Source organism: Peribacillus simplex (assembly GCF_030123325.1).
GTDB classification, from domain to species: Bacteria; Bacillota; Bacilli; order Bacillales; family DSM-1321; genus Peribacillus; species Peribacillus simplex_D.
The window spans coordinates 3,058,067-3,070,745 of sequence record NZ_CP126106.1 but is presented as its reverse complement, the minus strand read 5'-3'; the positions used below and the strand labels follow the sequence as shown (position 1 = coordinate 3,070,745).

Here is a 12,679-nt window from a genome sequence, read left to right as displayed (position 1 = left end):
TCTTTGTGTCTAAACGGAAATCTAAATGATTTATACAGGCAAACTGGTACCGTAGGGTCGATGTTAGTTAGGTTCTATTTTAGTAAAAAAAGGGGAATGTCATGAAAAAGTTAATCGTTTTAGCCTTTATCGGGTTTTTAGCCCAATTAATCGATGGTTCGCTTGGAATGGGGTATGGAGTGAGTTCCACTTCCTTATTGTTGACATTCGGGATTGCCCCTGCAGTAGCATCCGCATCCGTTCATTTATCGGAAGTAGTGACCACAGCAGTATCAGGAGCTTCGCATATAAAGTTTGGGAACGTGGATAGAAATATGGTCTATCGTTTGATCATTCCAGGTTCTGTTGGTGCATTTGTAGGTGCATGTTTCCTGAGCAACCTGCCTGCCGAATTAGCAAAACCGTATATTGCCATATTTTTATTTGGCCTTGGTGTATACGTTTTATTCCGCTTTTTATTTATTTTTAAACCATCGAAGGAAAATGAAATCGTAAAGCCATTGACCGCAAAACAATCCATTCCGCTAGGCCTTTTTGCAGGCTTTTGTGATGCAACGGGCGGAGGCGGATGGGGGCCGATTGCAACGCCCGTTTTATTGTCAAAAAAAGGCATGACGGCGAGAAAAGCCGTAGGGACTGTGGATACGAGTGAATTTGCAATTGCTTTCTTCGGAAGTCTTGGTTTTATCATTTCGCTTGGATGGGAAGCTGTCAATTGGCTTTGGGTCGTAGCGTTGATAATGGGTGGAGTGGTTGCCGCACCGATTGCAGCCTGGCTCGTCAGGATGCTACCTGCTCAATTAATGGGTGTTTTAGTGGGTGGTTTCATTATCTTAATCAATGTAAGAACATTATTAGCTACATGGATTCCGATTGAAGCCCATATATATATCTATACAGGCATCGTGATTATATGGCTTTCTGGAATACTTCTTACCATCAATAAGATGTCCAATGCAAGAAAACATGATCATATCGAACAACGGCAGAATGTTTCCTGATTCCCCGAGTTTGAAAGAAGCGAATACACAAAAGCATATTCTGAAACGTAACATAATAACTCGTAGGTACATAAATGCCTACGAGTAAAGTCATTTGCCAAATTGGATTCCCCGTTTAAAGCTGTTGCTGTTTTAATAAAGGTTCTTGATCCCATGTAATAGATTCATTTATGTTCTGGCCCCATTTTTCTACCTGTCTTAATTATCGAGAGACTTAAGCCCCCAATCTATTCTCCTAACAAAAGAATCAATAGTATCCCCTTTAATAAAGTCAGCCATCGTGAAAGATTTCCTGATTTTAGAATAGCAGCAGAACCATTAATTTATGTCCTGCTTTTAGTTCAAATGATTAAATTGTACTTTCATTTAATATAATGTTTGTTATATTTTTTTCTATCGAATTTCAAGCTTTGATTAAAAGCATTCAGGCGTTTGCTTTATGCAGGGTTGGTTGTCCTGATGCAGTATAGATTTTGGCATTCAGAGGATATTCATTTTTCTTCATAATTTCACTGAAGGGGAATGGGAGAGAACGGTTATCAATTCCATTGCATTTACTGAAATATTCTTTGGGAAAATTGGCTGTATATGTTTTTTACCGGTTCACTAACTGGAACCGCGGCATTTGTAAACTGTTAAAAACCTTATATAACTTTATTTTTGGAAGTGTTTCCCGTGAAGAGCCATGAACGGGATTTTTTAGGAGCGGTGGGTTTTTAATTTTGGCTGTTTTCGCATACTTTGTTGCTATTTACCAAGTAAAGCGGTGTGGTTGATTTCCCCTCCAGATGCTCGCGTTCCGCGGGGCGGGCGGTGATCCTCCTCGGCGTAAACGCCTGTGGGGTCTCACCTGTCCCGCTGCTCCCGCAGGAGTCTCGCACTTGCGCTCCAATCAACCTTAAATCGTTTTGTTTTAAAAACGACATTCTTTACGAAAAGAGCCTTAATATTCAATTTGTCATGTTTTCACCTATTTAGCTAACATCGTTCATTCTTTTCAAAACGTTTTTAGTTTTTGGATATAAGTTATGAAAATGGCGGAAAAGGTAGTTAAATATTTTTCAGTTTTGTACAATGATTAAATAGCAAATTTTAAAAGGAGTTTTAATATGGAAGGCATCTCTGATCATTTAAAGGAAGATTTGGATATTTTGTTCGTAGGTTTCAATCCAAGCATTCGTTCAGGCCAGACTGGCCATCATTATGCGAATCCAAACAATCGCTTTTGGAAAATCCTCTTCGAGTCCGGGTTGACGCCAAGGAAATATGAACCAACCGAAGACTCGTCTTTACTGGAACTAGGTTATGGTTTTACCAATATCGTTTCAAGGCCTACAAAAGGTGCGGACGAAATCACTAAAGAAGAGTACATAAAAGGAAGGAAGCAATTAAAAAGGAAAATTGCAAAGTATAAACCTAAACTCGTCTGTTTTGTAGGCAAGGGTGTCTATCAGGAATATCGTCAATTACGAAAAATCTCTTGGGGGCTGCAAGAAGAACCTTCATTGAGTGAGACCATTGAATTCGTTGCCCCTTCCTCAAGCGGTTTAGTTAGAATGCCGATGGAAGAGATCATCAAAATATATAGTGAGTTGCCAATTCTGCTTGGCAAGCTGAAAAGCAATTGATTAAAACAAGGGTGGAATTATATGAGTCAGGATAGTGCTGAATGGAAAAGTGATGGATTTTCCGAGGTCAATGATGGGGAAGGCTTTTGGCAAGGAGTAAAAGATTGCATTCCTACATTATTGGGATACCTAAGTATCGGTTTTGCTGCAGGGGTCGTCGAAAAAACGTCAGGATTAAGTATGATTGAAGTGGCACTAATGTCGCTTTTACTCTATGCAGGGTCTGGTCAATTCATAGCTGCGGGGATGATAGCTGCAAGTCATCCAGTATCGGCCATAATTTTTACGATTTTTTTTGTTAACAGTCGCCATCTATTACTTAGTGCTGCATTGGCTCCATATTTCAGGCAGCAAAGTTTGAAACAAAACCTGATAACCGGATCCTTATTAACTGATGAAACGTTTGGAGTGGCCGTCACGATGGCACAGAAGAGGAAACAACTTGATTATAAATGGATGCTTGGTCTGAATCTTGCAGCCTATTTAAATTGGTTCATTGCAAATATGGCTGGCGGTTTCTTTGGCCAATGGATTCCAGATCCCGAAAAATATGGAATGGACTTCGCCCTGCCAGCGATGTTTATCGGCCTTTTAGTTTTGCAAATATTAAGTAAAAAGGACTTTTTTATAGATCTTGCAGTCGCTTTTAGCAGCATATTAATCGTTGTTGCAGCAAGTTTCTACTTTCCTGGCAGTACTGGGGTCATAGTGGCAACTGTTGTAGCTTCAACGATAGGGATGGTGATTGGCAGGTGGAAATAAGCGGATATATCCTTGCTGTCATTGTAGGAATTTCGATTGTAACTTTCATACCTAGAGTCGTTCCTTTAGTATTGCTTAGTAAAATGGAGATTCCAAAGTGGGGCATCGATTGGCTAAAGCATGTGCCAGTGGCTGTAATGGCGGCGTTGTTGGCTCAAGAACTTCTATTATCGGAACAGGTCTTTTCAATTAAAGATAATGCGTTGAATTTGACCGCAGCTTTACCAGCTTTCCTGGTTGCCATTTTTACGAAAAGTCTATTGGGTACGGTTTTGATTGGCGTGCTTTCCTTGATGATATTACGATTTTTCTTTTAATAAGTACTAAACATTTAAATGCTAGGCCGATATAACCAGTAATGGATTGCCATTACTGGGTTTTTATTTCCCAAAGAACATATTTCCCAACCGGCAGCTTTTTGAGATCGTTCATTTCGGTTAGGCAAATGACGCTTTTTAAAGAACATTGGAAGCTTGATTATCAAAAAGGGCAGTGAGTACATAAACTAAGGTGAATGTACTTCTGAAAAATTGTTTTGGTTAGCTGAATTGAAAGCGCTTCTAATTGAAAATGAAACAACAAACGTTTAGAAAATGGGAGTCTGTCAACAATGGGAATAAGCAAATTACTATGGAGGTGCTCAATTAATGAATGTAAATGGTGCACTAGAGGTTCTTGATCGCATGCGGCTTCCTAATGGCGCATATACTGCAAGCGTTTCCGATGATTATAATTATGTATGGATAAGGGATGTCGTTTATACAGTATTGCCTTTTATAAATGATCCATCCAATCGTTACGAGAAAGCATATCATGCTTTATTCGACTTATTTCAATCCTATGAGTGGAAGATAGATATTCATACGGAACAGAAACCCCAGTTTCTATATGAACATATCCATGCAAGGTATTCCACTGAGCTTAAAGAACTGCCCGATGAGTGGGGCCATGCCCAAAATGATGCGATAGGTGCCTTTTTATGGGGTGTCGGTGAAGGATATAGGCATGGTAAAAAGGTGATGAGAAATCAACGTGATTTACAAATTGTTCAAAAGTTGGTCAATTACTTGGAATGCCTGCAATATTGGCAGTCGGAAGATAACGGGATGTGGGAAGAAAATATAGAAATCCACGCTTCAAGCATAGGTGCATGTGTTGCTGGTTTGAATTCAGTCAAAATGCTGGTCAATGTCAAGGAAGAACTGATTAAAAAGGGGGAAGAAACTCTTCGTTTCTTGCTTCCAAGGGAAAGTTATTCAAAAGAGACGGATTTAGCCCTTTTGTCCTTAATTTATCCTTATCGGCTGGTAGACCGCGAAATAGCACTTAAAATATTGAAGAATGTCACAGAGCGCCTAGAAAGAACAAATGGTTGTATAAGATATGAAAAGGACCTTTATTATAATGACGGTCAAGAAGCGGAATGGTGTTTCGGGCTTCCGTGGTTAGGATTATGCTACCTTGAACTTGGAATGATGAACAAAGTTAAGGAATATCTGGAAAAAACGAAAATGATCATACCGGAAAATTGGGAAGTACCCGAATTATATATAGGAGGCAGTAATATTCCAAACAAGAATACTCCTTTGGCATGGTCAGTCTCATTATCCTATTTATTTTTGACGAAGACTTCCGTGATTCGAACTGAACAAATAACATGAAGCATTTATACACGATACCTTAAAGCTCTTTCCAAAAAATGGGGAGAGTTTTTATTGGTATAATAATATTTTTACAATAAATGTCTATTTTCCTCAAAAAAATGTTTTAATTTACAAAAAAACGGCTATTTATAACAATAACTTCACCTCCATTTGAAGGATTAATATCATTTTCATCGAATATATATAATAACTGGGGAAGGATAGGTAAAATACTATCGAGTTAATACTGATGGAGGGGTTTTATTGAGTACAATTATAGACCAGCTACAAGAGATTTATCCAAGCGATTTCGATTTGTATTTGTTTCATGAAGGCACCCTTTATGAAAGCTATAAAATGCTTGGGGCACACATTGTAACATCATTAGGTAAAGAAGGAGTACGCTTCGCCGTTTGGGCCCCCCATGCCAAGCAAGTTTCAGTAGTCGGTAATTTTAATAATTGGAACGGAAAAGATCATGCGATGAAACGGATCGAGCGATCAGGTATCTGGGTGTTATTCGTACCAGGACTACATGAAGGGGAACTCTATAAATACGAAATACATACACCTGGAAATAAACGAATCCTAAAAGCCGATCCATATGCCTTTTATTCGGAAGTCAGACCCAATACAGCCTCGGTCATTAAAAGTCTGGATAATTTTGAATGGCAAGATTCGAAGTGGATAGCCGATAGGAAAAAGGAAAATATTTATCATAAACCCATGTCCATTTATGAAGTGCACCCCGGTACATGGAAACAGAAAGAAGATGGCGAATTTTATTCGTACCGTGAATTGGCTGATAGATTGGTTGATTATGTGATTGATAATAGTTTTACACATATTGAAATCATGGCCATAATGGAACACCCATTTGATAAATCGTGGGGATACCAGGTCACGGGCTATTATTCTGTAACCAGTCGTTACGGCTCGCCGGAAGATTTTAAATATTTAATTAACCTTTGCCACCAAAAGGGCATAGGTGTAATTCTTGACTGGGTTCCCGCCCATTTTTGTAAAGACGCGCATGGACTTTCCCGTTTCGATGGTACGCCTCTCTATGAACCAATTGATTATACTAGGGCAGATCGCCCGTTATGGGGGACATACAACTTTGATTTTACCAAACCGGAAGTAATCAGTTTCCTTATATCAAATGTAATGTTTTGGATGGATGTATACCATATTGATGGAATCCGAGTCGATGCGGTATCATCAATGGTTTACCTAAATCATGATAATCCATTGCCGGTCAAGCTGAAAAACCAGTTTGGCGGTGAGGAAAACCTGGAAGCCATACAATTTTTGCAAAAACTTAACGAAGTGGTTTTCAAGAAATATCCCAATGCATTAATGATGGCTGAAGAAGCAACAGACCGGCCACTTGTAACATCTCCTACCGATATAGGCGGCCTGGGCTTTAATTACAAATGGAATATGGGATGGACTAACGATATCCTTCGTTATATGAAACTTGAAACGGGGGAAAGGCCAAATCATCATAGTCTCTTAACATTTTCATTTTTCTATGCTTTTTCAGAAAATTTCGTCTTGCCCTTTTCACATGATGAAGTAGTTCATGGAAAGAAGTCTTTATTGAATAAGATGCCAGGTGATTATTGGCAGAAATTCGCTAATTTACGGTTACTATTTGGGTATTTCATGACACATCCAGGAAAGAAGCTTCTATTTATGGGCGGTGAATTTGGCCAGTTCATAGAATGGAAAGATGAGGATCAATTGGATTGGCTTCTTTTGGAATATGAATCCCATGAAAAGCTTGCCTATTACTTCCGTACCCTTCAGGATTTTTATAGGCAATCATCCTCCCTTTGGAGACTGGATCATGTCCAGGAGGGATTTGAGTGGATAGATCCGAACAATAGTAAACAGAGTATCATTACCTTTATGAGAAAAGGTAAACGCAAAGGCGATTATTGCATTGTTGTCTGTAATTTTTCTGCGCAGGCACATGCTCAATATCAAATAGGCGTACCATCCCAAGGTAAATATATAGAGGTCTTCAGCAGTGATTCAGCTGCTTTCGGAGGATCGGGTCAGATCAATGAAAAACCCATTAATGTCAAAAAGGAACCATATCATAATCAACCATTCAGCATTGAAATAACAGTACCTCCATTAGGCATTTCTATTTTTATGAAGCAAACAAAAAAAAGACGGGGGAGAGTGAACGAATAATGGGAGCGAAAAAATGGATAGCAATGTTATTGGCAGGAGGCCAGGGTTCAAGGTTAGGTGAATTGACAATCGGTTTGGCAAAACCAGCTGTACCCTTTGGCGGTAAATATAGAATCATCGATTTTCCATTAAGTAACTGCACTCATTCTGGTATTGATACGGTTGGGGTACTGACCCAATACCAGCCATTGATTCTAAATGATTATGTTGGTAATGGCAAAGCATGGGACCTAGATCTAGATGTAGGCGGAGTTTCCGTACTTCCCCCTTACCAAGGGAAAGAAGGCGGTGAATGGTATAAAGGGACGGCAAACGCTGTTTATCAAAATATCCAATACATTGATAACTATGATCCGGAACATGTACTGATTCTCTCTGGTGACCATATTTATAAGATGGATTACAGTAAGATGCTGGATTATCACATCGAAAAAAATGCAGAGGCAACCATAGCCGTCATTCAAGTGCCGTGGCAGGAAGCAAGTCGTTTCGGGATCATGAATACCAATGATGATGATAAAATCACTCAATTTGATGAAAAACCAAAGTATCCAAAGAGTAATCTTGCTTCAATGGGAGTCTATCTTTTCAAGTGGAAAACCCTAAGACGGTATTTAATAAATGATGAAAAGGATGAAAATTCTTCCAATGATTTCGGCAGCAACATCATTCCAAAGATGCTTGAAGACCGAAAAAAGCTATATGCCTATCGTTTTAATGATTATTGGAAAGATGTCGGAACGGTCGAAAGCCTTTGGCAGGCACATATGGACTTATTGGAGGATACGCCAAATTTCCAGTTGGATGATCAGCAATGGAAAATTTTTGCCCGCAATGCAAATCATCCGCCGCAATATATATCGCCGGATGCCGAGGTCAGTCAGTCGCTTATCAATGAAGGCTGCATGATACATGGGAAAATTGAACATTCGGTTTTATCCTATAATGTACAGGTGGGCTATGGGTCAACCATAAAAGATTCAGTCATCATGCCGAATGTCACGATTGGAGAAAACGTCCATATAGAAAGAAGCATCATAGCAAGCAATTGTGTTATAGAAGATGGTGCCATAGTTGGCAATTCATCGATTACATCCGATATTACCTTAATTGGTGAAAATCAGACCATTATCAATCCAAACAAAAAAAAGATCACTCACTCTTAACTAGAAAAAGGGGAAGATGCTATGGAAAATGTGTTGGGTATTATTAACTTAATCAATGAAAGACAACATTTAAAAGATCTGACTGCTCACCGAAATGTAGCATCTGTGCCATTTGGTGGACGCTACCGTTTGATTGACTTTACGATGTCGAATCTCATTAATGCAGACGTATCAAAAGTAGCCGTTTTTCCAAAAGAAAAGTATCTTTCTGTTATGGATCATCTTGGCTCAGGTAAAGAATGGAACTTGGCTCGGCGTTCAGGAGGCTTATACATCTTGCCCCCTATCCATCCGGATGAAACGGTAACGGGAGATATGAAACAATTTTATGATCATCTTAAATTTTTCGAACGTGCAGAGGCAGATACTGTCATCATTTCCCCTGGAAGCCATGTATGCAAATTGGATTTTAATGAAGTGCTTGATTATCACAAAAAGCAAAAAGCGGATATCACGGTCGTATATAAGGATTATGTGGGGGAAATGATTGAAAAACCAATCTATCACACTTGCTCGGTAGATTCGGATGAAGACATTACTGACATTAGCTTTTATACAATCCCTAGACCTGGTGACCATGTTTGTCTAGAAACCTTCATCATAAGTAAAACGCTATTGGTGAACTTGATCAAAAGCTGTGTTGCCAGTGGGGAATATGACTTTTTGAAAGACGCTGTAAAGGCAAATCTCCATCGTTTTACAGTCAAAGGGTATAATTTTACTGGAGATATGCCATTCATCCATTCCATTGAAAGCTTTCATTCCAGTAATATGAATTTCCTGAACCCTTCGGTAATCCGTTCTTTCTTCGGGGATACTTGGGATGTTTATACAAAAATCAAACATGAGGCACCAACCAAATATTCAAGTTCTTCGAAGGTTACCAATTCATTGATAGCCAATGGTTGTGATATTGAAGGGACTGTCGAAAACAGTATACTATTCCGTGGGGTAAAGGTGAAAAAAGGTGCGATTATAAAAAATAGCATCATCATGCAAAAAGGCGTGATTGAAGAAGGGGCCATCGTTGAAAATGTCATAACTGATAAAGAAGTGAGAATTACTAGTGAAAAATCAGTTATTGGTTTAAAACAGCCTACTGTAATAAAAAAAGCGGAAGTAATTTAATAGAGGAGGTGCGGCAATGAATGTTGTATTTGCTGCTTCAGAATGCGCCCCTTTTATAAAAACGGGAGGGCTCGGAGACGTTATAGGCGCGCTCCCGAAAGCGCTGAAAAAACAAGGAGTCCATGTAAGTGTCATCCTTCCTAAATATGGGGATCTTCCTAACCAATTCAAACAGGAATTGGAACATATGACGAGTATTGAAGTTCCTGTTGGTTGGCGCCAGCAATTCTGTGGCATCGAAAAACTTGTTGCTAATGGAATTACATATTATTTTCTGGATAATGAATATTATTTCAAAAGACACGGTAGTTATGGATTCTTTGACGATGGCGAAAGGTTCGCCTTCTTTTCCCGTGCAATTTTAGAGGCTTTACCCTATCTAGAAGAAAAGCCGGATGTCATACACTGTCATGATTGGCAAACGGGCCTTGTCAGCGTTTTGCTGAAAGCTCATTATAGTAACCATCCATTCTATAAGGATATTAAAACGATATTTACTATACATAATTTACGCTATCAAGGAGTTTATCCTAAAGCTGTTTTAGCTGAATTACTCGATTTGAGTGAGTTATATTTTAATATCGATGGTCTTGAATTTCATGGAAATGTAAGTTATTTGAAAGCCGGCCTAGCTTTTTCTAACATTGTCACAACTGTAAGCCCAAGTTATGCGGAAGAAATTCAAAGTCCTTATTTCGGGGAAAATTTGGATGGGTTTTTACGCAAGAGAAATGGTGACCTTAAAGGGATTATCAACGGAATTGATTATGAGGAATATAATCCGGCTGCAGATGAACATCTTGCTGTTCCATTCGATTCCTATGAGGGTAAGATGGAGAATAAACGTCATTTACAGGAATCGCTGGATCTTCCTGTAAATGATCGGGTCCCGGTTCTATCCATGGTAACCAGGCTTGTTGATCAAAAAGGAATTGATCTTATTCTCCATGTTTTTCATGAAATGATGAACCAGGGAGTTCAATTCATTCTTTTAGGTACGGGTGATGAGCAATATGAATCGGCATTTCGCCATTTAGCTGACCAATATCCAAATCAGGTTTCAGTCAATACATATTTTGATGAGGGTTTAGCAAGGCGGATATATGCAGGTTCTGATTTATTCCTGATGCCATCACAATTCGAACCATGTGGTATCGGCCAGCTTTTGGCGTTGCGTTATGGGACTCTGCCTTTGGTGAGGGAAACTGGCGGACTTCGGGATACGGTGATACCGTATAATCAATTTACTGGTGAAGGCAATGGCTTCAGTTTTATGAATTATAATGCACACGATATGCTTCATACAATTGAGCAATCTGTTGGTCTGTACAAATTCCAGCCGAAAAGATGGCGGAAAATGGCAGAAAGTGCAATGAAGTTAGACTTCAGTTGGACATCATCTTCCTTAAAGTATATTAAGCTGTATGAAAGTTTGATTCCTGTAATGAAGTGATAATTGGATAGGTAATACACAAAGCACTTGCGAATATTATTTTCGTAAGTGTTTTGTTTCTTTTACCATCAAATATGGGTATATGTATAGATATATATATAATATTGCTGTGTAGGAGAATGAAAAGATGAAAAGAAGAAGAATGGAATTTGTATTTTTATTTATTTTAATTGCTTCAGTCTATATAATCCTGTTCACTCAAGTTGGCTTCGACGTGAAGCTATTTTTTATTGGATTATATATTTTGGTCATGTTTATTACCATATTTTCACTTATGCTTGAAAATAGATTTGCCCATGAGACCCTTTTATGGATGTATGTGCTTTTGTTTTTCCCGGTATTTGGATATGTATTTTATCTATTCTCAGGTCAGCTCTATTTAAAGGGGTATTTATTTCGAAGTAAAAGGAAAAAAGATCGTGAAGAATGGAAGAGTCTTGTCACACAGGTCTCATCTCCAGATTTATCGTTCTTGAATAATCATCAGCAATCATTCGCAGCTTTTGCCAAAAATGCTTCTGAGACCATCATTAGTACATCATCGCATACGGAAGTATTGAAAAATGGTAACGAAACGTTCTCAGAAATCATAAAACAGTTAAAAAAAGCTGAGAAATTCATTCATATTGAATATTATATTTTTCGTTCCGACAGGCTTGGCACTGAAATTATAGATATCCTTATTGAAAAAGCAAAAAATGGTGTGGAAGTTTTATTCATTTTTGATGCGGCCGGAAGTTTAAGCCTTTCAAATAATGAAGTTAAACGGATGAAACATGCCGGGATAAAAGCATATCCATTTTCCCCTTTGAAACACGGATTTTTCAATCAAAAGTTTAATTTTAGGAATCACCGGAAAATCATCATCATAGATGGGGAAGTTGGCTTTGTTGGAGGTTTAAACGTAGGAGAGGAATATTTAGGCCGAAATAAAAACATTGGTTTTTGGAGAGATACACATATGGTACTTAAAGGTGAAGCGGTATTTATGCTTCATACTGTTTTCCTTTTGGATTGGGAATATGTCAGTGGGGAAGATGTATTGCAAGAACGTCCAGAATTCAAGAATAAAGTGGAACAAGGAGATGGAGCTGTTCAGGTGGTAGCAAGCGGACCTGATACACAGCAGGGAATCATGAGTGATTTTTACTATTCACTTATCACAAACGCGACTGAATCAATCTGGATTGCAAGTCCATACTTCGTACCCAATCAAGCGATTAGAGCAGCCATTAAACATGCCGCAATTAAGGGGATACAAGTTAGGCTTATGGTTCCGGCAGTAAATGATGGGTTTTTAACCCAATATGGCAGTCGCTCTTATTTCGGGGAGCTGCTACAATTCGGTGTAGAGGTATACTTGTATAAAAAGGGTTTTCTACATCAGAAACTGATTATCGTTGATGGTGATATGGCTTCCATAGGAACGGCAAATATGGATATGAGAAGTTTTCATCTGAATTTTGAAGTCAATGTCTTTCTTATGGACAGCCGTTCCATTGAAGATCTCATCATTCATTACAAAGAGGATATGATGGATAGTGACAAACTAGATTCTATCGGGTATAACAAGCGTGGTTTGATGGAACGTTCAAAAGAATCATTTGCCAGATTATTTTCGAATGTACTCTAATGGGAAAAAAAGCAGATAAATAGTATAGTTGAAATGTAAAGAAATTAATTGGCCATAAGG

The 12,679-nt window shown here is 38.6% G+C and carries 10 protein-coding genes; all 10 read left to right on the top strand.

Features of this window, described 5'->3' with window-relative positions:
- Nucleotides 1-101 precede the first annotated feature (101 nt).
- The 10 genes from QNH43_RS14450 (at nt 102) to cls (ending at nt 12,619) form a co-directional block, all read left to right on the top strand.
- Nucleotides 102-1,001: a sulfite exporter TauE/SafE family protein gene (locus tag QNH43_RS14450; RefSeq protein WP_283914654.1), complete on the top strand. Its 900-nt coding sequence runs from the start codon at nt 102-104 to the stop codon at nt 999-1,001.
- Nucleotides 1,002-2,110: 1,109 nt separating this feature from the next.
- Nucleotides 2,111-2,629 carry a mismatch-specific DNA-glycosylase gene (locus QNH43_RS14445; protein ID WP_283914653.1) on the top strand — a complete coding sequence of 173 codons (519 nt, stop codon included), beginning with the start codon at nt 2,111-2,113 and terminating at the stop codon, nt 2,627-2,629.
- 21 nt (nt 2,630-2,650) lie between these two features.
- Nucleotides 2,651-3,391, top strand: a complete 741-nt coding sequence (locus QNH43_RS14440) for an AzlC family ABC transporter permease (protein ID WP_283914652.1) — start codon at nt 2,651-2,653, stop codon at nt 3,389-3,391.
- The gene (locus QNH43_RS14435) at nt 3,382-3,708 is read left to right on the top strand and encodes an AzlD domain-containing protein (protein ID WP_283914651.1); all 327 of its coding nucleotides are present in this window, start codon (nt 3,382-3,384) and stop codon (nt 3,706-3,708) included. The genes QNH43_RS14440 and QNH43_RS14435 overlap by 10 nt, the downstream gene beginning before the upstream one ends.
- A 330-nt stretch (nt 3,709-4,038) precedes the next feature.
- Nucleotides 4,039-5,052, top strand: coding sequence for a glycoside hydrolase family 15 protein (locus QNH43_RS14430; RefSeq protein ID WP_283914650.1), 1,014 nt, complete (start codon nt 4,039-4,041; stop codon nt 5,050-5,052).
- Nucleotides 5,053-5,298: 246 nt separating this feature from the next.
- Nucleotides 5,299-7,239 (top strand): 1,4-alpha-glucan branching protein GlgB, encoded by a 1,941-nt coding sequence (glgB, locus tag QNH43_RS14425; protein WP_283914649.1) that lies wholly within the window; start codon nt 5,299-5,301, stop codon nt 7,237-7,239.
- A complete protein-coding gene (locus QNH43_RS14420) occupies nt 7,239-8,405 on the top strand; it encodes a glucose-1-phosphate adenylyltransferase (RefSeq protein WP_283914648.1) in 1,167 nt (388 codons plus the stop codon). Before glgB ends, QNH43_RS14420 begins: the two co-directional genes overlap by 1 nt.
- A 21-nt stretch (nt 8,406-8,426) precedes the next feature.
- A complete protein-coding gene (gene glgD, locus QNH43_RS14415) occupies nt 8,427-9,533 on the top strand; it encodes a glucose-1-phosphate adenylyltransferase subunit GlgD (RefSeq protein WP_076369493.1) in 1,107 nt (368 codons plus the stop codon).
- 16 nt (nt 9,534-9,549) lie between these two features.
- A complete protein-coding gene (glgA, locus tag QNH43_RS14410) occupies nt 9,550-10,986 on the top strand; it encodes a glycogen synthase GlgA (protein WP_283914647.1) in 1,437 nt (478 codons plus the stop codon).
- Between the two features lie 127 nt (nt 10,987-11,113).
- Nucleotides 11,114-12,619: a cardiolipin synthase gene (gene cls, locus QNH43_RS14405; RefSeq protein WP_283914646.1), complete on the top strand. Its 1,506-nt coding sequence runs from the start codon at nt 11,114-11,116 to the stop codon at nt 12,617-12,619.
- Nucleotides 12,620-12,679: the final 60 nt, after the last annotated feature.